The sequence below is a fragment of the Gelria sp. Kuro-4 genome, assembly GCF_019668485.1.
In the GTDB taxonomy this organism is placed as follows: domain Bacteria; phylum Bacillota; class DTU030; order DUMP01; family DUMP01; genus DUMP01.
The window spans coordinates 719,183-739,223 of sequence record NZ_AP024619.1 but is presented as its reverse complement, the minus strand read 5'-3'; the positions used below and the strand labels follow the sequence as shown (position 1 = coordinate 739,223).

Annotated in this window: 15 protein-coding genes and 1 riboswitch; of the genes, 5 read left to right on the top strand and 10 right to left on the bottom strand. The window is 67.3% G+C overall.

Annotated elements, in window-relative coordinates; all coding sequences use genetic code 11:
* Positions 1-11 precede the first annotated feature (11 nt).
* The 6 genes from K5554_RS03805 to K5554_RS03780 all read right to left on the bottom strand — a co-directional run bounded on the left by K5554_RS03805 (position 12) and on the right by K5554_RS03780 (position 8,720).
* Positions 12-1,481, bottom strand: coding sequence for a prenyltransferase/squalene oxidase repeat-containing protein (locus K5554_RS03805; protein ID WP_221039819.1), 1,470 nt, complete (start codon positions 1,479-1,481; stop codon positions 12-14).
* Positions 1,482-1,524: 43 nt separating this feature from the next.
* Positions 1,525-2,199, bottom strand: coding sequence for an ECF transporter S component (locus K5554_RS03800; protein WP_221039818.1), 675 nt, complete (start codon positions 2,197-2,199; stop codon positions 1,525-1,527).
* Positions 2,192-3,898, bottom strand: coding sequence for an ABC transporter ATP-binding protein (locus K5554_RS03795; RefSeq protein WP_221039817.1), 1,707 nt, complete (start codon positions 3,896-3,898; stop codon positions 2,192-2,194). Before K5554_RS03795 ends, K5554_RS03800 begins: the two co-directional genes overlap by 8 nt.
* Positions 3,871-4,779, bottom strand: coding sequence for an energy-coupling factor transporter transmembrane component T (locus K5554_RS03790; RefSeq protein ID WP_221039816.1), 909 nt, complete (start codon positions 4,777-4,779; stop codon positions 3,871-3,873). The genes K5554_RS03795 and K5554_RS03790 overlap by 28 nt, the downstream gene beginning before the upstream one ends.
* Positions 4,776-5,960, bottom strand: a complete 1,185-nt coding sequence (locus K5554_RS03785) for a DUF4430 domain-containing protein (RefSeq protein WP_221039815.1) — start codon at positions 5,958-5,960, stop codon at positions 4,776-4,778. The genes K5554_RS03790 and K5554_RS03785 overlap by 4 nt, the downstream gene beginning before the upstream one ends.
* Before the next feature lie 114 nt (positions 5,961-6,074).
* Positions 6,075-8,720 carry an S-layer homology domain-containing protein gene (locus tag K5554_RS03780; RefSeq protein ID WP_221039814.1) on the bottom strand — a complete coding sequence of 882 codons (2,646 nt, stop codon included), beginning with the start codon at positions 8,718-8,720 and terminating at the stop codon, positions 6,075-6,077.
* A gap of 137 nt (positions 8,721-8,857) precedes the next feature.
* Positions 8,858-9,027, bottom strand: a riboswitch (cobalamin riboswitch).
* 467 nt (positions 9,028-9,494) lie between these two features.
* Between K5554_RS03780 and K5554_RS03775 the strand changes: the two genes are divergently transcribed.
* On the top strand, positions 9,495-10,673 hold the full coding sequence (locus K5554_RS03775) for a geranylgeranyl reductase family protein (protein WP_221039813.1): 1,179 nt from the start codon (positions 9,495-9,497) through the stop codon (positions 10,671-10,673).
* Positions 10,674-10,773: 100 nt separating this feature from the next.
* The gene (locus K5554_RS03770) at positions 10,774-11,667 is read left to right on the top strand and encodes a prenyltransferase (protein WP_255565577.1); all 894 of its coding nucleotides are present in this window, start codon (positions 10,774-10,776) and stop codon (positions 11,665-11,667) included.
* Between the two features lie 103 nt (positions 11,668-11,770).
* Here K5554_RS03770 and K5554_RS03765 read toward each other — a convergent pair whose 3' ends face one another.
* A complete protein-coding gene (locus K5554_RS03765) occupies positions 11,771-12,997 on the bottom strand; it encodes an MFS transporter (protein ID WP_221039811.1) in 1,227 nt (408 codons plus the stop codon).
* A gap of 191 nt (positions 12,998-13,188) precedes the next feature.
* Between K5554_RS03765 and K5554_RS03760 the strand changes: the two genes are divergently transcribed.
* From K5554_RS03760 to K5554_RS03750, 3 genes are read left to right on the top strand one after another with little or no spacing between them, the layout of a single operon-like run.
* Positions 13,189-14,802 carry a spore germination protein gene (locus tag K5554_RS03760; RefSeq protein ID WP_221039810.1) on the top strand — a complete coding sequence of 538 codons (1,614 nt, stop codon included), beginning with the start codon at positions 13,189-13,191 and terminating at the stop codon, positions 14,800-14,802.
* The gene (locus K5554_RS03755; protein WP_221039809.1) at positions 14,786-15,901 is read left to right on the top strand and encodes a GerAB/ArcD/ProY family transporter; all 1,116 of its coding nucleotides are present in this window, start codon (positions 14,786-14,788) and stop codon (positions 15,899-15,901) included. Before K5554_RS03760 ends, K5554_RS03755 begins: the two co-directional genes overlap by 17 nt.
* Positions 15,876-17,033 (top strand): Ger(x)C family spore germination protein, encoded by a 1,158-nt coding sequence (locus K5554_RS03750; protein WP_221039808.1) that lies wholly within the window; start codon positions 15,876-15,878, stop codon positions 17,031-17,033. Before K5554_RS03755 ends, K5554_RS03750 begins: the two co-directional genes overlap by 26 nt.
* A 78-nt stretch (positions 17,034-17,111) precedes the next feature.
* Here K5554_RS03750 and K5554_RS03745 read toward each other — a convergent pair whose 3' ends face one another.
* The 3 genes from K5554_RS03745 to K5554_RS03735 form a co-directional block, all read right to left on the bottom strand.
* The gene (locus tag K5554_RS03745; protein WP_221039807.1) at positions 17,112-18,215 is read right to left on the bottom strand and encodes a DUF362 domain-containing protein; all 1,104 of its coding nucleotides are present in this window, start codon (positions 18,213-18,215) and stop codon (positions 17,112-17,114) included.
* Between the two features lie 374 nt (positions 18,216-18,589).
* On the bottom strand, positions 18,590-19,126 hold the full coding sequence (locus K5554_RS03740; protein WP_221039806.1) for a hypothetical protein: 537 nt from the start codon (positions 19,124-19,126) through the stop codon (positions 18,590-18,592).
* Positions 19,127-19,254: 128 nt separating this feature from the next.
* Positions 19,255-19,956, bottom strand: a complete 702-nt coding sequence (locus K5554_RS03735; RefSeq protein ID WP_221039805.1) for a hypothetical protein — start codon at positions 19,954-19,956, stop codon at positions 19,255-19,257.
* Positions 19,957-20,041 lie beyond the last annotated feature (85 nt).

Here is a 20,041-nt window from a genome sequence, read left to right as displayed (position 1 = left end):
CTTTTTATTCTTCAGGGGAGCAGGGCCGCCAGGGCCTGGACACACTGGGCGCGGGTGGCCGGGGCGAGCGGGGAGAAACCGTCCCAGAGGAGCCCGGCGTCCCGGGCGGCAGCCACGTACCCGGCGTACCACGGGTTGGTGACCGGCACGGCGCTGCCCCGCCCGGTGGCGCGCAGCAGCACCGCCGCCACCTGCGCCCCGGTCACCGGCTCGTCGGGAGCGAAGCGGCCGGGCGCCACCCCTTGCAGCCAGCCGCGCTCGCGCGCCGCCGCAGCGTTGACGTAGGGCACGGCCCAGGCGGGGACATCGGCGAAGGCGGCGGGAAGCGGCCCGGCGCCCGGATCCACCTTTTCATCGCTGAGGGAGAGGACCAGCAGCTTGGCAAACTGAGCACGCGTGAGGGGATCTTCAGGGTGGAAGGCGAAATCGCTGTAGCCGGAGACCGCCCTGCGCTTAAGGAGCTTATGCACCGCTTGGGCCAAGGGCGCGCCGGGCGGCACGTCGCGGAACCCGGCCGCCACCGGGAAGGGCAGGCCGGAGAGCCCCAGCAGCGCCTGCGCCGTCATCCAGACGGGCTGCGAGCGCACGCCCGGGGTGTAGGTGAAGCAGCCGTCTTTTTCCTGGAGGGAAAGCACGTAGGCCAGGGGCCCTGCCCCGTTCACTGTCCAAGGCGGTGCGGCGGGATCTTCGCCAGAGGCGGCCAGGGCCTGCAGGCCCCAGGCGGCGCTGGCCACGTTCGGGCCGCCGGCGAAGCCGGTCCAGGCCCCGTTTTCCGCCCGGGCCCGGCGCAGGAAGGCGAGGGCGCGGCCGAGCGGCCTGCCCCGCTCGCCGAGCGCCACCAGAGCCTGGATGGCGGCCGCGGTGTTGTCCACGTCGCTGGGCAGGCCGCCGGCATAAGCGAAGCCGCCGTCTTCGTTCTGCTGGTTAAGAAGCCACGTCCGCACGGCCGCTGCGCGCGGGGTAGTGCCGGCGGCCGCTTCAAGCGCCAGCACGCTCCAGACTGTGGCGTTGATGAGCCCTTCTTCCGCCTCTGTACCGAAGGAGCCGTCCGGCCGCTGGCGAAGAGCGATGAGCGCCGGAAGATCGCGCCCTCCCACCCGGTGCGGGTTCCCCCCTGCCGCCAGCACGGCAAGGGTGATGCGGGCGTAGTCGGTGGTGGCCTCCCAGGGTTCCTTATCGTTCAAGAGGAAGGTGAGCGGGGTATTCCCGCCCTTCGTCCAGGCGGCACCGCCCGGATCTTCGCCCTGGGCGCGCAGGGCCAGGGTCACCCAGGCGGTGACCAGGCCGTCGCTCTTGCCGCCCGGTTGGGCGGGGAAACCGCCGTCGGCGTTCTGTACGCTGCGCAGGTATGCCACGCCGCGGGCGGCCGCCGCCGGCACGTCGTCCCCCGCGGGAACGGCCTGCGCGGCCGGTGCCAAGATGAGGAGCAGGATCAGGGCGGTCGTAAGAATACGCCTCAAGCTTTGCCGCGTTCTCAGCATGCACGATTCTCCTTTCACTTTTTGCGCCCCGCAGGGCACGCGGCTACTTTTCCCCTGGACCCGCTGCCGCGGAGCCGGCGCTGGGCGGGGCCTCGCGGAGCACCTCCACCCTGAGCCGCGCGCGGAAGCGCAGCAGGCGCGGCAGCAGGCGGTCGGTGAGGAGGAGGGCCAGGAGAGCGTTGCCCGCAGCGTGCAGGGTGTCAAACCACACCCCGGTCGCCTCCACGGCCGCGAAGGTGGTGAGATCGAGGGGGTACATGTACGTGAGCCAGTTCCAAACGTTCATGATGGCCCCGAAGAGGTAACCCCAGAAAAAGCCCAGCACGGCGAGAGTGCGCGCCCCCGCCCGCGGGCAGGCCCGGCCGACCCACCCGCCGCTCGCCCCGGCCAGGCCCCAGGCCAGCATCTGCCAGGGGGTCCAGGGCCCCTGCCCGAGAAAAAAATTTGAGGCCAGTGCCGCCGTGGCGCCTACGGTGAAGCCCGGCACCGGGCCGAAGACGAACCCGCTGAGGAGCACCAGGTAGGTGGTGGGCTGGACGCTGGGGATGGCCGCAAAGGGGATGCGCCCTGCCGCCGCCAGCGCCGCCAGGGCGGCCACCACCGGTACCTCGCGGCTCTCGCGCCGGCGCTCGTAAAGGAAGACAAACACCGAAAGCGCCGAGAGAAGGATGCCCAAAGAAAGCAGGGACCAGGGTAGGGTAAGGAAGTATTCAAGCACTTCCGGCCACCACCCTGCTGAGGATCTCGTGCGCCTGCCCCGGCTCGATGGCCTCTGGAAAGAGGTCGCCGAGGAGCTGCTGGATCTGGGGAGCATAAAAGGGCGAAGCGGCGAAGGCCGTGGCCGGGTGCCCGTCCGCCGCCACCTGGCCCCCGAAAAGAAAGATGATCCGGTCCGCCCACTGGGCGGCAAATTCCACATCGTGGGTTACAGCCAGCACCGCCCGCCCGGCGCGGACATGGCCCCGGAGCACCTGCCCCAGCTCTTCCCGCCGGTCGGCGCTGAGGCCGCGGGTGGGCTCGTCCAAAAGGATGAGCTCCGGATCGCGCACCAGGGTGGCCGCCAGGGCCACCGCCTTCCGCTGCCCCAGGCTGAGGTCGCGCGGGTTACGCCCCGCCACCGCCTCCAGGTGAAAGGCCGCTAAAGCGGCGGCCACGCGCCCGTTATCCGCCTCCCCCAGGTTTTCCAGGGTGCCGGCTACTTCTTCCGCCACGCTGTCCGCCACCAGGTAGGCCGTAGTGTCCTGGGCCAGGTAGCCGACGCCGCGCGCCAGCACCCCGGCTTTGGCCTGGCGCGTGTCCCGGCCCAGCACCAGCGCCCGACCGCGCGTAGGGAGCGTAAGCCCTGCCAGCACCCGGAGCAGGGTGCTCTTCCCGGCGCCGTTTTCGCCCAGGACGCAGACCAGTTCTCCGCCCGCCAGGGTCAAGTCCACCTCGCGCAAGGCTTCCACCCCGCCCGGGTAGACCACCTGGACGCGTTCCAGCGCGGCCACCGGCTGTCCTGCCGGCCCGCCGCCCCGGCTCCCCGGCCGCGCCGCCGGCCGGGAGGCCGCCGCTTCGCTCCGTTCGCCCGCGAGAGGCGGCAGCACCCGGCTGAGGCCGGGAAGAAGCTTCAGCACCTTTCTCCCTTCTTTTACTGTAAGCGGTGCCGCCGGCGCGTTCAGGCCGGCGAAAAGCCGCGGCACCGGCGGGAGCAGCCAGGCGCGCTCCGGCCAGGCCCAGCGTGCGAGCGCCCGCGGCGGGCCCTGCCACGCGATCCTGCCTGCTTCCAGCACCACCACCCGGTCGGCCAGGGGCAGGCAACGGTCGGCCCGTTGTTCGGCCAGGACCACGGTAAGCCCAAAATCCGCGTTGAGGTCCTTCAGCACGTGGAGGAAGTCCACCGCCGCCACCGGGTCGAGCTCGGCCGTAGGCTCATCGAGAAGCAGCAGGTCCGGCCTAAGCGCCAGGGCCGCCGCCAGTGTGACCTTTTGCCTGAGGCCCCCGGAAAGTTCGGGAAGAGGCACGCCTCGGTACTCGCTCAGGCCCAGGGCGCTGATGGTCTCGGCCACGCGCCGGCGGATCTCCGCGGGGGGAAGGCCGGCGTTCTCCAGCCCGAAGGCCACCTCCGCCTCGAGGTCACGGAAGAGCAGGCTCCGGCCCGGATCCTGGAAGACAAAGCCGATGCGGCGCGCCAGTTCCCGCCGCCGGATGCCCGCCATGTCGCGCCCCCCCAGGAGCACGCGCCCGCGCACGCGCCCGCCGGAAAAATCCGGCGCCAGGCCCGCCAGGAAACGAAGGAGCGTGGACTTGCCGCTGCCCGAGCCACCTAGAACGAGGAGAAACTCGCCTGGGTTCACGGCGAGTTCGACAGCTTGGAGCGCCGGGGCAGCAGCACCCGGATAAAAGTAGGTTAAATGTTCACACGCAGCCAGCGGCAACGCCGCCACCCCCAAAAAATGAATGCCGGAATAGTCAGCCCGCCGAGAACACCGGCCAGCACCGGCAGGGAGCGAACCCAAGCCGGTGCCGCAAGCGCAGGATAGTACGTAAAGGAAGCCGCACCCGTACGCGCACCTTCCAGCCCCACAGCCAGGGCGAAGACGGTGCCGAGGAGAACGACGGCATCGCGCCGGTGCCAGCGCTCCGGCCGGAAATGAGTCGGCCGCCCGCTGCCGTAGCCACGCGCAGTCAGCACTTCGGCCAGGTCCAGCGAGTCCTCCAGCGCCGTTTCGGTGAGGGCGGCCAGGAGCGGTCCCGCCGCTCGAACGCCCCGGCGCAGGCCCCCCGCCGCCAGGGGGGCCCCGCGGCTGGCCTGGACCTCAAGGAGAGTGCGGGCTGAACGGTTTAGGCGGGGAATAAGGCCCAGGGTGAGGGCGGCGGTGAGGCTGCTGCGCCCGGCCAGGGGCGAAAAATAGAGGAGTCGTTCCAGGTCCACCAGCCGGCTGAGTAAGGCGAACGCCCCGATGATGCCGGCCAGGCGGAGCGCCATGGCCCCACCGTACACCAGGCCCTCCAGGGAAACCGTGCGCCGGCCGAGAAGCGGCAGGGAAAAGCCGAGGAGCTCCGTCGCCCCTACCCCGCCCAGGAGGCCGTTGAAAGCGATGATGAAAAGGGCGAAGGTTGAACCCCAGGCCAGCTGGCGCCGCCAGGCGCGGACATCGCCGCGCGCCGCCAGGGTGAGGCCGGGAAGGAGGGCCAGCAGCAGGAGAAAGAGCGGGTGGGTGTAAAGAAGAAGAAAGAGCACCAGCACGCCGGCATGGGCGAGGGCACTCACTGGATGCAGGGCCGGAGCGGCCGGCGCTGCCCGGCCGCGCCTCATGGCCCCTTCACCGCCGGAAGGGGGATTACTTCCCCGGTCGGGGCGACCACCACGCCCACGCGCCGCGCGAGGTGCCCCGGCCGCTGGGTAAGGAGGGCCACCGCCCGGTTGAGGCCTGCGGCATCGGTACCTAGAACCAGCCAGAGAGGACTCACGTCGCCCGGGCCGCTCCCTGTGGCGGCAATAACACCCGCTCCCGGACCGTACCGGCCCCCCTCGCTCCCATCCGCGCGCAAGGGGGAAAGTCCCGCTCCGTCAAATCGGAAGTAGAGGCCGGTACGGCGCCAGTTCTTGAGGAGCCCCGCCAGGTCTTTATCCCCGCTTACCTCCGGCCAGGTGGCCACGAGCAGGGTGGGGGCAGCGCGCTTCATAAGGGACGCATCGCCGTAAGGGGCAAGCTCCGGCGCCGGCGCGCCGGCCGCGGCAAGGGCCTTGGCCGCCGCCTGTGCTTCCTTGGCCGCCTGAGCGCTGTAGACGATCCGCGCCGCCGGAGCCTTACCGGTGTAGCCGCGCACGAAAGGCTCTGGATAAGCGCCTACCACGGCGGGGAGAAAGGCCGTGCGGTTCCAGGGGTGGAAGTCCCACCAGATGACGTCGCCCGGGCGCGCCGGGAAGTCACCTGCACCGACGCCGGCGAGGATACCATTTACCCAGTAAAACCAGTCCTCGCCCGGCCGGCCGCCGCCCAAGCCGTCGATCTTGGTGACAAAGCCCCCGCCGTAAGCCGTCTCGAGCTGCGCTTGGCGGCCGAGAAGGGCAAGCACCTTCTCACCTTCCACCGGTTTGACGTTGGGGCTCTTGAGCACCCGGGCGCCGAAGTCGCGCGTGATCCAGAGCGCCGCCGTACCTGCCGGCGGCCGGGCCGGCCGCACCGGCTCCGGCACCGGCCGGTCTCCGGACTGCCCCGCCGCACCTTTCGGCGGTGTCCCCCCCGCCGGGCGGGCCGCCGCAGCCGCTTCGCCGCCGGGTTTTCCCGGTGAGGCGGGAGCCGGCGGCGCCGGCCGGACCGCATTCTCTCCTTGTGTCCCGCCGGAGGCGGGGCCGGTCGCAGCCGGCGCCGGCCGTACCTCCTCTACCCCCGCGGCCGGGGGGGCGGGGCGCGCCCCCCGCCGACACCCCAGCGGTGTAAGGAGCAGGGTAACGAGGAAGATAAACGCCAGCACGCGTAACGCTTTCGGCATTGCGCTCAACTCCTTCGCTAGCTTCTCTCCTGCAGCCGTACCTCAGCGGCGGGCCACGTCTTCTCCCCGTATACCCGGCGCTCTCCTGCCTGTTCACGCAGCGGTGGCCGATCCCTACCGCGCACCCGCCCCGCCACTTCCAGTTGCTGGCAAGTTGATAAGTTGATACCTGACCCCGGAGAGGCGGACGAGGAGAACGGCGGCCTGGGCGCGGGAAACGGGGAGGTGGGGGGCGAAGGTGTCGGCCCCGATGCCCTGGATGAGCCCGGCCGCCTGCGCCCGGGCGACGCCGGCGCGCGCCCAAGGTGCGATCGTGTCTTGATCGGCAAAGGTCGGCTCCGGCGTTTCTCCCTGGGGCAGGGCGCGGGCCAGGATCACCGCCGCCTGTTCGCGGGTGAGCGGGGCATCGGGATAAAACTTACCGCCGGCGCCGGTGAACAGCCCGGCGCCTGCACAGGCCGCCACGTCCTTTTCGTACCAGGCACCGGGGAGGACGTCGCGGAAGGCTACGCCGGAAGCCGGCTTAAGGTCCAGGGTGCGGGCCAGGAAGCGGGCGAATTCGCCGCGCGTAACCGGCCGCTCCGGTTCGTAGAGGCCCACCAGGTTGCCGCTCACGACGCCTTTCAGGGCGAGGAGCGAAATGGAATCCTTGGCCCACTCCCAGCCTTCTTCCACATCCGGAAAGCTGGGCGGAAGCTCCACCCGTTTCAGCACAGCGTAATCGCTGAAGTGCGTGAGCCGGGCCAGGATCAGCCCGTTGGCCCGGTCCAGTACAGCCGGCACCGGCCGCCAAACCCGGCGCTCCCCGTCAAAGTACGCCAGCACCAAGTCGGAAGCGCTCGTATCTTCGCCGACAATCAGCTTCAGGGCCAAAGTCACCGGCTCCTTAAAGCTTATGCCGTCCGGCCCCAGGCTATAAACGTGGCTCAGGAGCTTGTGGGTGAGCGGGAGCGGCAGCTTGTCGCTTCCCTCGTTCTCCTTTATGGTAATGGTCTCATCCTTCTCCAGCGCGCCCGCCGGGATGGAGAGGGTCACCTCGCCCAGCTCATCGCCCACCTTGGCCTCCCGGCCGGCGCTCACCTTTTGCGCCGCATCCACCTTGTTCAGGCTAAGAACATCGCGCCAGTAGCTGAGCTCTTCGTCGCTGAAAGCGGTTGCCTCGGCCCCGGGTAGGTCAAGAACCGCCCCGCGCACGAGCTCGATGGGCGTAGCGGCTCTACGGGACCAGTCGGGGTCCGCGGCCGCCTTGGCCAGCTCGGCCGCCGCCTGCGCCGCCGCCTTATCCCTGGCCGCTTTGACTTCTTCCGCTACTTCAGGCGGCTTAAGCTCCGCGACCGGTATGTCTTCCCGGAAGCCGCCCGTGTCCAGGTAACTTGAAGCGTAGAACCAAACCACTTCGTCTCCTTCGTGGAGCGGGTAAGAATCGGCCGGGACCGAAGGCACGAAGCCGTTGACGGCATACTTCCAGCCGGCCGTTCCTTCCTCGGCCAGGTCCTCAATCTTCCAGACATACTGGCCCCGCGTGCTGTAGGTAAGGCCGCTCGCCCTCAAGGCACCCAGCGGTGTGGCCGCGTCGGCAGCGAGCTCAACTGTACCGGAAAAGAAGACCTCACCCTCACCCCGCACCTCGAGGCTTACGGAAATCTTTGCGGGCGCCGCCGGCGGCGGGGCCGGAGCATAAGGGCTGAGCTGCTGGAGCGCCAAGAGCCCATCGACAAGGGACTTACCCGCCTGGGTGAAACCGGTCGGGTCTTCATTCCACGCCAAGAGTCCCAAGATGGCTTCGGATGTGGAACAGGCCGAAGGACTGCCCCAGGCGCTGATGGTCCCGTCGCTCCCCTGCTGGGCGCGGATGTAATCCAGCGCACGCTCTTTGGCCGCCGCGATCTCCGCCTTGAGATCAGCATCCTGGACCTCGGCGCTCTGGAGGCTGAGGGCGCGCAGGACGGCGGCCGTGGTGTCCACGTCCGGTCCCCAGTCCGTACCCCAGCTGCCCTGCGGCGTGCCCGCCGCCGCTCCCGTCTCCCTCGCCAGGAACCAGCGTGCCACCCGGGCCGCCAGGTCAGGTCCCAAGCTTTGGCCGGCCGCATGGAGGGCCAGCACGCTGTACGCGGTGATGTTGGCATCCTGGGCGGACTCGACGTCGGCCAATCCAAAGCGTACCGCCGGGAAGCTTGTCCCACCAATATAGACGTCTTCTGTCACCTGTCGGGCGGTAAGGGCCGCGGTCGCTGGCCGGCTATTCTTGTCCGTTAGCGTGGATAGGAAGCCGCTGAGCACCGGGTCAGAGCCATAAACGGCCTGGGCTACCAAAAGCGAACGGGCGAGGTCGGTGGTCTTGACAAAAGTGGACTTTGTCTTATCAGTTTCCGCGAAGTCTTTTTCGCGGAGGTTTTGCGCCAGGGCCGCCAGGTGCCGGGTCGCATCGCCGCCGGCCTTGGCCACAGCCAAGGCGGCCCAGTCCCCGGCCATGGGGTCGGTCCACACTCCGGCCGAGGCCTGGTTCAGCAGGTAGTCCCGGGCCGCCGCGGTGCGGTAAACCAGGTCCGGCACGCTGGCGCCGGCATCCGCCAGCGCAGTCAGCGCATCGAGGGCGCGCGTCGTCGCATAGATGCCCCAGCTCTGGCCGGGTGAGTCCCAGAAAAAGCCCCTGTCTCCCTCTTGAGGAATGCCTGGGGCGGCCGCCAGGGCCGGGCCGGGAGCCGGAAGCAGGGCGAGCAGCAGGGCGAGGCTCACGAAGAGCGCAAGGTGTCGCCGCACGGTTTCTCATCTCCTCCCAAGTAAGGCAATAGACAAAGGTGCTGGGCGGTGGGGTAAAAACTCAGCCCCACCTACTCACGTTGGTGGGGCTGACCTTCCGGCGCACATGCGCTCCACCTCCTTCATCCGCGTGAAGTAGGTCGCTACGCCTCGCCGGCAGGTCTCCTGGCTTGCGGCTCACCCTGCCCGCCTTCCCAGTTTCCCAGTGGCAGTGGGCAGGTGGCATACCGCTTACAGTGGCGGGACCGCACCGGATTTGCACCGGTTTCCCTATTAAGCAGCGTGCACCGGGCGAGGTATTCGGTTGTGTTGGGGAGCTGTCCCCATCAGCATAATTATAACCGCACAACCGTCTGCTGTAAATCCGGGCTCATCGAAAAGGGCAAAGGGCGGCCGCCCTGAACCCGCGCCGGGCCGTTCGTCCTCAGCTTGCCGCGCGGGCGGTTTTTTTATGTACCAGGGGGCTTTGGGGGCGCCCGCGCACATAAGGCGGGGCGGGAGGGCGAAGACTAGGGGCGGGGAAAGGTTGCCGCCCAGGAGGAAGGTGCGTGCAGCGCGCGGATTGCCGCCCGGGATCTCCCGCGCCTGCCGGGCGTGGTGGCCCATTACCTCACCCTGCGCCCGGCCGGGTGAAGCGGGCCGGTGCCGCGGGCGGCCGAGTCGGTGCGCCGATGGTGGGCGAAGAGATGGGCGCAATGAACGCAACCCCTACTGAAGGCCCGTTATCTCGTAGGGGCCGGCTTCAGCGAGCCCTGAAAGCAGGGGAGGTGCAGGATGCAGCCGATCTGGGATGTGGTGGTGGTGGGCGCCGGGCCGGCGGGGAGCCAGGCGGCGCGCACCGCGGCGGCACGCGGGCTTAAGGTGCTTCTGCTCGACCAAGCGGCGTTTCCCCGCTTCAAAACCTGTGGCGGCCTCATCTCGAAGAAGGCCTGTGCCGCCCTGGGTCTCCCCCTGCCGGCCGGCTTGGCCGAGCAGCGTATCAGCAGCGTCCGCCTGGTAGGTCCGGATGGTGAAGCATCCGTAACGCGCTCGGCACCCTTTCTCGGCTGGACGGTGGACCGGGCCGCTTTCGATGCCTTCCTGGTCGAGGAAGCCGTGCGGGCCGGGGTGGAGCTTCAGGCGGGGACGGCCTTTCAGGGCATAGAAAGCGTCGCTCCCGCTCATATTACCTTCCGGACCAGCCGGGGCAGCGTGAGGGCCCGCGCCGCCATCGGCGCTGACGGCAGCCTGAGCTCGGTGGCCCGGGCGCTGGCCGGGGGGCGGCGCCTCCCCGCCTGGCGCATGGGGCTGGCCCTAAGCGCCGCGCTCCCGCTGCCGGCGGCGCACCTGGCCGAGGTGTTCGGCGGCGGCCGCGCCGTTCACTTTCACTGCCTGCCGCTTCCCTATGCCTTCGGCTGGGCCTTCCCGCACCAAGATCGCGTCAACCTGGGAATAGGCGCCTGGAGCGGAGCGGCGGCCGTGCTGCCCCAGGCTTTTGCCGGGTTCGCGCGCCAGCTCCAGCTGGCCTGGGGGCTTACCCCCCAGTCCCTGCGCCCCCGCGGGGCCTACCTCCCAGCCGGCGGGCTCGTGTTTCGTCCCGGGCACGGCCGGGTACTCTTAGCCGGCGATGCGGCCGGCCTGGTGGACCCCTTCGCCGGCGAGGGCATCTACTTTGCGCTGCGCGGCGGGCAGCTCGCCGCCGAGACCCTGGCCGGGTGCCTGGGAGCCCCCGGGGCCGCGGCCATGCCCCCCGCCCGGCTCTATGCCGCCGCTTGCCGCCGGGAGCTCCTCAGTGAGCTTAGGCCGGCCCTGCTCCTCACCCTCTGGGCGGGGACGAAGGGGCGCTTTTTTCGTTGCATCCAGGCGCAGCCGGAAAGGCTGGAACTCATCGTCCAGATAATGACCAACCCGTGCGCCTACCGGAGCATTTTCCCCCGGCGACGGAAAGCGGTACGGCCGGCCGGGGCCGAATAGGCGGCCTTTGGGCACATCCCTACCTGCACAGCAGGGCACCGCGCCGGCCGGGACCCGCGTGTGCAGGTGGCCAGGAAAGGAGAATACAGCTGTGAAGCGAATGCCGCCCTTTTGGGTGTACTTTCTCGCCGTGCGGGGGCCTTTCCTCTCCGCCTCCGCCGTTCCTGTGCTTATCGGCACGGCCATGGCGCGCGGCCAGGGTCACAGCTTAAACCCGGTCTTTTTCGGGCTGAACCTGGCCGGCGTGGTGGCGCTGCACTTCGGGGCCAACGCCGCCAACGACTACTATGACTACCTGAGCGGGGCCGACCCGGCCCGGCCCGTAAAACCCTTCAGCGGTGGCAGCCAGCTCCTGCAGCGCGGTATCTTGCAGCCGCGGCACTACACCTTCCTCATATTCGGCCACCTGGGCCTGGCGGCCGTAATTGCCCTTTTCTTCGGTTATGTCCGTGGCCCCCTGGCCCTCGTCCTGGGTCTCACCGGGGCGCTGGTGGCCTACTATTACACAGCGCCCCCGGTAAGGCTGTCTTACCGGGGGCTGGGGGAGGTCGCGGTGGGGCTCACCTTCGGGCCGCTGGCTGTCCTGGGCTCGTTCCTGGTACAGGGCGGCGCGCCGGGGCCTCTCCCCGTCCTGGCCGGGGTGCCGCTCGGGTTTCTCATCGCCGACGTTCTTTATGTGAATCAGTATTCCGACTACCTGGAGGACCGGGAAGCGGGTAAGCGGAACCTGGTGGTTATCCTGGGGCGGGAGCGGGCCCTCCCGGGGGTGTACCTGCTCTTTGCCGCCGCCTACCTGAGCGTCGTCGCGGCCGTGGCGGCGGGTGCCCTGCCGCCCGCCGCCCTGGGCGCCTGCCTGACGGCGCCGCTGGCCCGCTGGGCGGCGGAGCGTATCCGCCGCAACCTTACGGAGCCGGAGCGCCTTACGGCCGCCTCCGCCGCCACCATCGCCGTGCACGGCCTCACCGGGCTCATCCTCGTCCTGGCCTCGCTGTAGGCCGTCGAACCAGCCACCGGGCCGATTCGCACCTGGCGCTCCGGCGGCCGCCTCGCCTTGACGGTCAGGCCCTGCCCTCGGGCTTTCGGTTCACGGTAGACTCTCAGCCGCTCGCCTTTAAGTCGCTTGGCAGGGAATTCCCCTGTCTCCCCTCGGCCGGCAGCGCCAGGAAGAGCAGCAGCGCCAGGCCGACGATGGGATAGAAGCTTGCCAGGGCCGTAGCCAGGCCGTAGGTATCGGCCAGGAAGCCCGTGAGCGGGGTGCAGAGCCCGCCCAGCCCGAAGGCCAGGCCCATCATCATGCCGGCCGCCAGCCCGGCCTGCCGCGGGGCTAGTTCCTGAGCGATGACGATGCTCACCGGCATTAAGGCGTGGAGCGCTGCGCCGAGGACGGCTATGCCCGCCCAGGCAAAGGCTCCGCGCGCCGTGAGGCTGATCCACGTCGCGGCCAGGGAAAGGAGCAGGGAGCCGGTGACCACGCCGCGCCGGCCCAGGTGGTCGGCCAGGAAGCCGGCTGCAAAGGTGCCGACGGTGCCGGCCAGGAGGAAGGTGCTCATAAGGGGGCCGGCCACGGTGACGGGGTAGCCCTGGTTGATGAAGTGATAAGGGAAGTAGGCGATGACGATGAACTGGGCCCAGGCGCGGAGCCACGACACCACGTTGAGCAGGGCCAAGGCGCCCCAGCGGGGCGGTCGGTCGGCCAGCACGGGCCGCGCCCGCCCCTTCTCCGAGGAAGCCGGCTTCGCCCCGGGCAGCGCGTGCCGCACCCAGAGGAAGCTGGCGGCGTAAAGAAGGCCGATGGGCAACAGGTACACCAGGGCCTGGAGGCCGAAGTGCGCCACCAGCGGCACGGCAAAGGCAGGCCCCAAGGCAAAGCCCAGGTTGCCCCCCGTGGAGTAGATGGAAACCGCCAGGCCCGGCTGGGAGCCTGCGGCGCGGGTGGCCGTGACCGACCCCAGCGGGTGAAGGAGTGAAGAGCCGAGCCCGGCCAGGGTAAAGAGGACCAGCAGGGTCGAGTAGGCCGGGAACAGCCCGATGAGGCTCACCAATACCGCGGTGTAGACCAGGCTGGCCGCCATTACCCAGGGGCGGCCGCAGCGGTCGAGCACCAGCCCGGCCAGCGGCTGCAGGAACGAGGCGGTGATGGACTGGGCCGACAGCACCAGTCCTGTCTCGGCCAGGGAGAGCCCCTGTACCTGGGCCAGGTACGGCAAGAGCGGCGGTATGGTGTTCATGTATAAATCCAGGGTAAAGTGCGCCCCGGTGCTCCACAGCACCGCCGGCCAGCGCAATGGTTCGGGCGCCCGGCCTGGGGAAGCATCTGGCAGCACGGCGTAACCTCCTTGTGATCGCTCTCGGCGGCGCGGCCCCAGCCCAGGCCGGCCTGCTAAGGCCAATTATATACCCGGCGGTGCGTCCCTGACCAGAGGAAGTTGCATGATCCCCTCCCCCTTTGCCCAGACTAAGACGGCACAGGGAAGCGGATGCGTCCTCAGTATTTTTTCTCCAAGGGGTGAGGGCGGTGGAAGGCGAGTTCAAAAAACCGGTGAAGGCAGTCCCGGCGGCGGAACTGAAGAACCGGCGGCAGGAAGAACAGGTCAAGCAGGAAAAGCCGGCCCGGCTCACCGGGAACCTGGCCGCGGACCTAAACTTCTTGCGCTCGCTGCTGCACGACAGCTCCGACGTGGTAATACGCCGGGTCCGCCTCCCGGCCGAACGCGATATCGACCTCGCCCTCATCTACGTGGACGGCATGGCCGACAAGCGCGTGGTAGACCTGGACATTCTCCAGGGACTGCTGCACCTGGCCCGCATCCAGGGCTTTCTCGACCGCCTGAGCAAAGGCAATGCGCTCGAGGTGATTCAGACCCACCTGCTTACCATCGGCGAGATTAAGGTCATGGCCGAGGTGGAGAAGATCATCCACTCCCTCCTCTCGGGCGACACCTTCATACTGGTGGAGGGGGCGGCGCAGGGCCTCGCCGTCAACACGCGCGGGTACGAAACGCGCGGCGTGCAGGAGCCCACCATCGAGGCCGTGGTACGCGGCCCGCGCGAAGGGTTTTCCGAGAACCTGCGCACCAACACCTCACTCCTGCGCCGGCGCATCAAGGACCCGGACCTGGTGGTAGAGATGCTCACCATAGGCGACCGCACGCACACCGACATCGCCCTGGTGTACATAAAGGACCTGGCCAACGTCAAGGTGGTCAAGGAGCTTAAGGGGCGTATCGAAAAGCTCCGCGTGGACGGCATTTTAGAAAGCGGCTATATCGAGCAGATGCTCCAGGACCGCTCCATGACGGTGTTCCCGCAGATGCAGGGCACGGAGCGCCCGGATAAGGTGGCAGCCGGGATCCTGGAGGGACGCATCGCCGTCATCGTCGACGGCACTCCCTTTGTACTGTTGGCGCCGGCGGTGTGGGCGCAGTTCTTCCAGTCCCCGGACGATTTTTACGAGCGTGCGCACATCGCGATCTTCATCCGTTTCATCCGCCTGATTTCCATGGCGTCGGCTCTGCTTCTACCCTCCGCGTACATCGCCCTGGCCTCCTTTCACCCCGAGATGCTGCCCACCTCGCTGGCCCTCGCCCTGGCGGCGGCGCGCACGGGGGTTCCGTTTTCCCTGCTCGTGGAAGTGCTGCTCATGGAAATCGCCGTCGAGGTTGTCCGCGAGGCCAGCGTGCGCCTGCCGGGACCCATCGGACCTACCGTGGGTATCGTGGGCGGCATTATTCTGGGCGAGGCCTCGGTGCGGGCGGGAATCGTCAGCCCCCTTACCGTGATTGTGGTGGCCATCACCGCCATCGGCTCCTTTGCCACACCCAGTTACAGCTCGGCTATTGCGCTGCGCCTCTTGCGCTTTCCCTTTATGTTCCTGGCCGCCACCTTCGGCCTCATCGGCATCGCCACAGGGCTGATTCTCCTCACCATCCACGTAGCCTCGCTGGAATCCCTGGGGGTGCCCTACCTGGCCCCCTACGCCCCCTACCACGTCGAATCACAGGGCGATGCGGTGGTGCGGCGCACCTGGCCTTACTTGAAAGAGCGGCCCACCTTCCTTAAGCCGCAGGACGTAGAACGCCTGCCGGATGACGTGGGCAAGGAGGACACCGGCGATGAACAAAAAGAATAAGCAGGTAACCGCCTACCAGGCCACCGCCATCGTCGCCAACGCCATCGTCGGCGTCGTCCTCCTCACCCTGCCGCGGGACGTCGCCCGGGCTGCCGGTACAGGAGGCCCGCTGGCCGTGATGGGCGCCGGCTTCTTAAGCCTGCTGGTGCTTTATCTTTACACCGTGCTGGGGCGGCGCTTCTCCCGGAGCACACTGCCGGAGTATGCCGTCAAAACCCTGGGCGTTTTCTTCGGCGCCCTGGTGGCCCTCACCTTCATCGCCGGCTGGCTCCTGGTAGTGGCCCTGACCAGCCGCCTGTTTGCCGAGATCGTGGTGACCTCCGTTCTTCCGCGGATACCGCTGGAGACAGGCGTCATCGTGATGCTCCTTCTCGCCGCCCACCTGGCCACCCAGGATATAAAAACCTTCGCCCGGGTAAACGAGCTCTTTCTCCCCATTATTGTGGGCACCTTCGCCATCCTCCTCGCCCTCTCCGCCTCGCGGGTGAACATTTGGCGGATGTTACCGCCGTTCGGTTACGGCCTGAGACAAGTCGGCGCCGGTGTCTTCGCGGCGACTCCGGGGTATGCCGGCTTTGAACTCATCGCGCTCTTCATGCCCTTCTATGCCCAACCTGAGGCGGCCATCCCGGCGCACCGGAACGCCATGCTCCTGGTGATAGCCCTTTTCACCCTGACCGTGCTGGCTGCCACCGGCGCCTTTGGGGTGACGGAACTCGTGAAGAGCCAGTGGCCTACCCTGGAGCTGGTGCGGTTGGTGGGGTTCATCGGGGCCTTTGAGCGCCTGGAGGCACCTTTTCTGGCCGTATACGTGATCACCGTCTTCACCACCATCGGCGCCAACTTCTTTGGCGCAGTTCTAACGCTGGGCAGCCTCTTCAACATCAAGTCGCGCGAGGGGTGGCCCTACCTTTTGGTGATCCCCCTTTACTTCCTGGCCATCCAGCCGCCCAACATCATCGCGCTGAACAGGCTGATTTCTCTCGCGGGTATGGTGTGGTGGAGTGTTATCCTGGTGGCCCCGCTGCTCATACTGCTCATGGCCGTGCTCCGCGGAAAGGAGGACCGCCCTGATGACGCCGACCAAGCAAAAAGTTAAGACGGTAATCGCCCTTGCCCTCATTGTCTTCCTCAGCGCCCGGGGCTGGGGCAGCTCCCGGGACCTGGAAAAGCGCGCCTTCATCCTGGCCGAAGGTGTGGACAGCAACCCGGAAGGCGGTTTCCGCGCGTTTTACCACATTGTTGTTCCCCGGGCGGCGGCCGGAGGCGGCGGCGAGGCGGGAGGGAGAGGCGGTGGCGGCGGTGGCGGCCAGAAACCGGTGCTGGTGGAGACAGCCACCGCCAAAAGCCTCTGGGAAGCCCGGCAGGCGATGCAGGAAAAGGTCAATAACCCCCTCTTTTTCGGTCACCTGCAGGCCGTGGTGATCGGCGAAGATCTGGCCCGCCAAGGCATCAAGGAAGTGCTGGACACCATGCTCAGGAGTGCGGACGTCCGGCGCAAGGCCTGGATCATAATAGGAGAGGAAGGAGCCGGCAAAATCCTCAACACCTTGCCGAAACTGGAGGCCGTTCCCTCCCTTTACCTGGCCCGCACCTTGGAAATGCAAGACTATTTAAAGATGATCACCCCCCTCCGCCTGGGGGAGTTCATGACCAAGGCGTCGGCGCCCGGGGAAGCACCGGTGGCGGCGCTTCTCAAAGCGGAGAAAGACACGGTCCGCCTGTCTGGATTGGCTGTATTCAAGGGTGATAAGATGGTGGGCAAGCTTAACACACCGGAAACACGCCACTTCCTGCTGGCGGCCATGGGGCGCGGGCTGGGGCCGGAACGAATTCCCGCTCCACGTGGAAACGGAACGCTGGTGTACACCATCACAGGGGCGCAGCGACTGGTAAAGCCTTCCGTGCGAGGGAATGAGGTTTCTCTCAGCGTGCGCGTGCGGGTAGAAGGAAACATCATGGAAAAAAACGGAGCGACCAGCCTGGCGGACGAGGCCTACCTGCGTGAGGTGGAGGCCGCGGTCGCCGCCAAACTGCAGGCCGACTGCCGCACGGTGCTTAGGCACTTCCAGAAGGACTTCCGCACAGACGCGTACGGCTTCGGCGCCATCATCCAAGCCCGCTACCCGAAGGTTTGGCGGCAAATCGACTGGGAAAAAGAATTCCCGGATGTTCCCATCAACATCCGGGTAGAAGCCGAGGTGCGCCGCCTGGGCATGGCCGCCAACTAACCCCGGGGTCAGGTATCAACTTATCGTTGTTTTTCTCATGGTTGATAAAAACAGTGGAAAGTTGATACCTGACCCCGATTAGAGGCGGGTGAGGTGGTAGGAGCGGGTGCCGAGGCCGATTTTTTCGGCGTAGGCAAGCTGGACGCTCCAATCGATGTGGGGATAAACGGTGCGGAACTTGTCGGGCGCGGCATTTTTCTCCCCCAGGCGGGTGCCGGCAAGGCCGGGGGCTGCGAGGACGAGATCGGCGGCGGCCTGGTCGATGGCCACCGGGTCGCGGGAGGCCAGGATACCGATGTTGGGTACGAGGGACGCATCGCTCCAGGAGGCGCAGTCGCACTCGGGGGTGACGTCCATGATGAAGGTGATGAAGCCTGCCTTGCCGGCCTTATCTTTGAGGACGCCGTAGGCGTGCTCGACGATTTTCTCCTGGATGGCCTCGGGGCTGGTCTTCCAGTTGACGCGGATGGCGCCTACGGGGCAGGTGATGGTGCACTCGCCGCAGCCGATGCAGACCGCCTCGTTGATGGCGCTGTGCCGCTCCACCAGGGTGATGGCCTGCTGCGGGCACCAGCGGGTACAGCGGCCGCAGGCGGTACACTTGTCGGTGATCACCTGGGGCTTAAGGTCGGAGTGCATCATCTGCTTGGCGGCGCGGGAACCGAGCCCCATACCGATGTTCTTGAGCGCCCCGCCGAAGCCCACCGCTTCGTGACCCTTGAAGTGGGAGATGGCGATGAGCGCGTCGGCGTGGTAGGCGGCGCTGCCGATTTTCACCTTGGGGAAGTGTTTCTGGCCCACCTCCACCTCTACGTAGTCGTGTCCGGTCAGCCCGTCGGCGATGATGACCGGGGCGCCCACCTGTGCCCAACCGAAACCGTTCTCCACCGCCGTCTGCAGGTGATCCACGGCGTTGGCGCGGCTGCCGCGGTAGAGGGTGTTGCAGTCGGTAAGGAAGGGTTTGCCGCCGGCCGCCTTAACCTTGTCCACCACGCGGCGCACAAACTGCGGCCGCACGTAGGTGGTGTTCCCCGCCTCGCCCACGTGCACCTTGAGGGCGACAAAATCGCCCGGCGCAATCAGCGAGGCAAAGCCGGACGCGGTAAAAAGCCGGTCCACCTTGTCGAGCAGGTTATGTTCCGCACGCGTGCGCATGTCAGTGAAAAACACTTCTGCTGCCATAAACATCCTCCTCCGGGGTCAGGTATCAACTTCTCGTCGTTTTTCGCAGACGTGAGAATGAATGCAGGCACCTCGCCGCACGCGGGCGGCCCGACATGAAAAGCAGAGTCCAAACGACGATGGGGGCTGCTGCAGGACGCAGGCGCGGGCGCATGAAGCGCGCCCCCGCAAGGAAACGAAGTATGCCCAGTGGGAGCGGCCGCTGCGGCAGGCACGAGCCCGGGTGCGGTAAAGCGTTCCTTGGCGCGATGCCGGGTGGGCGGTAGGAGCGGGGCGAGTTATGGTAAGTCAGCTTCGCCACGAACGGTATAAGTTCCTTCTTGGTCATAAAAAAGGAGGGGTTATTCCCCTCCGCAGATGGTTGTTTCGGCTTCCTACTGTTGTGTTACCCCAGCGGTGAAGGCGCTCTGGGCGGCGGCGCCGGCCTGGGCGGCCTGGTTGCCCAGGGTTTGCACCGCCTGGGCGTACTGCTGCCCGGTAGCGGTCTGCTGCTGGAGCTGCTGCAGCTGGGCAGCCGACTGGTCGAGCATTTGGGTCATTTGGGCGAACACCTGGTTGGACTGAATGGCTTGTTGGGCCGAGTTGAGCGCCTGCATGGCCTGCTGCAGGGCCTGTTGCACCTGCTGGTCGGTTTGGGAAGCCTGTTGCTGCGCCTGCTGTTTCAGTTGGGTAAAGAGCTGCTGGAACTGGGCCTGCGCCTGCGGGCCGCTGGCCGTTACCGCCGCCTGTGCCAGCTGCTGCAGGCGCTGTGCGGCCTGCTGTTGTGCCTGCTGCTGTGCCTGTTGCTGCGCCTGTTGCTGTGCCTGCTGCTGCGCCTGTCGGGCAGCCTGGAGATTGTTCAGGTGATGGCCCACCTCGTCGGCCACCTCGCTCTCGATCTTCTTTTCTTCCCAGTCCGAGTAGACGGCCATGATTGAACCTCCTTTAGAATTTGTCGTACAGCACTAAGTTGCCCGGTTCACGGCAGTTTTATGTTTCCTCTTTCCGGGGACGGCAGCCGTGGTGCGGGCCCAGTGCACCCCGGCTGCCTCCAGCCCGGCTAGGAGAGCCCGTGCCGCCGGCCGAAGTCCTCGATATTGCTGCAAAGCCGCCCCAGCCAGCGCCCTCGTTGCAGCCCCTGCTCAAGGTGAATGAGGGCCACCTGCGCTTGGTCCAGGCTCTGGAGCACCTGGGCGTCGAGGGAGGTGGGCGGCGGGGGAGCCGGCGCCGCTGCAGCAGCCGGCTGGGCGGGTGTGGCGGCGGCCTGGGCCGCCAGGTTTTCAATTTGTCCGCCCAGGGCGTTGAGGCTGGTGGTGATGTCGTGAATCCCGGAATGTACCGGCTGGACATCCTGCTGGGCCTGCTGCGCCCCCTGCTGCAGTTCACCGAGAACATTATTCAGCTCCTGGTCGGCCTGCTGGATGGCCTGTTCCACCTGCTTTAATCCCCGCAGCAGGGCAATGCGTTTTTGAGCCACCTGCTCCTTTTTCGAGAGGGAGTTACCGGGGGATAAAGAAGCGATGACGCCGTTGTTCTTAGTAACCTCTTGCTCCAATGTCTGTAGGGTCTGGTCCAGCTTGGTTTGGAATTCCTGCTGCTTTTGGTTGATCTCCTGCAGCTTCTTTTGCGCGTCTTTCACACGGTTTTCCGCCTGCTGGAGAAAGCCGCGCAGCTTCCCTTCGGCCGTCTGGTAGGCCTGGTCGGCGGCGGAGAGTTTTTGCTGCACCTGATTCAAGGCATCGCTCAAGGGTTTCGTGTCCACAGGACTCGCTCCCTTCGTAAGAGTGCAAGCTCAGTATGCCCCTTGTCCTGCCCGGCCATGCGAGGAAAAAACAGCCCGGCGCAGC

Bases quoted from the DNA above. Each gene is read 5' to 3' on its own strand.
- K5554_RS03785 (WP_221039815.1), bottom strand. From the start codon at position 5,960: ATGCCGAAAGCGTTACGCGTGCTGGCGTTTATCTTCCTCGTTACCCTG.
- K5554_RS03770 (WP_255565577.1), top strand. From the start codon at position 10,774: ATGCCGCCCTTTTGGGTGTACTTTCTCGCCGTGCGGGGGCCTTTCCTC.
- K5554_RS03740 (WP_221039806.1), bottom strand. From the start codon at position 19,126: ATGGCCGTCTACTCGGACTGGGAAGAAAAGAAGATCGAGAGCGAGGTG.
- K5554_RS03790 (WP_221039816.1), bottom strand. From the start codon at position 4,779: ATGAGGCGCGGCCGGGCAGCGCCGGCCGCTCCGGCCCTGCATCCAGTG.
- K5554_RS03805 (WP_221039819.1), bottom strand. From the start codon at position 1,481: ATGCTGAGAACGCGGCAAAGCTTGAGGCGTATTCTTACGACCGCCCTG.
- K5554_RS03745 (WP_221039807.1), bottom strand. From the start codon at position 18,215: ATGGCAGCAGAAGTGTTTTTCACTGACATGCGCACGCGTGCGGAACAT.
- K5554_RS03750 (WP_221039808.1), top strand. From the start codon at position 15,876: ATGACGCCGACCAAGCAAAAAGTTAAGACGGTAATCGCCCTTGCCCTC.
- K5554_RS03755 (WP_221039809.1), top strand. From the start codon at position 14,786: ATGAACAAAAAGAATAAGCAGGTAACCGCCTACCAGGCCACCGCCATC.
- K5554_RS03775 (WP_221039813.1), top strand. From the start codon at position 9,495: ATGCAGCCGATCTGGGATGTGGTGGTGGTGGGCGCCGGGCCGGCGGGG.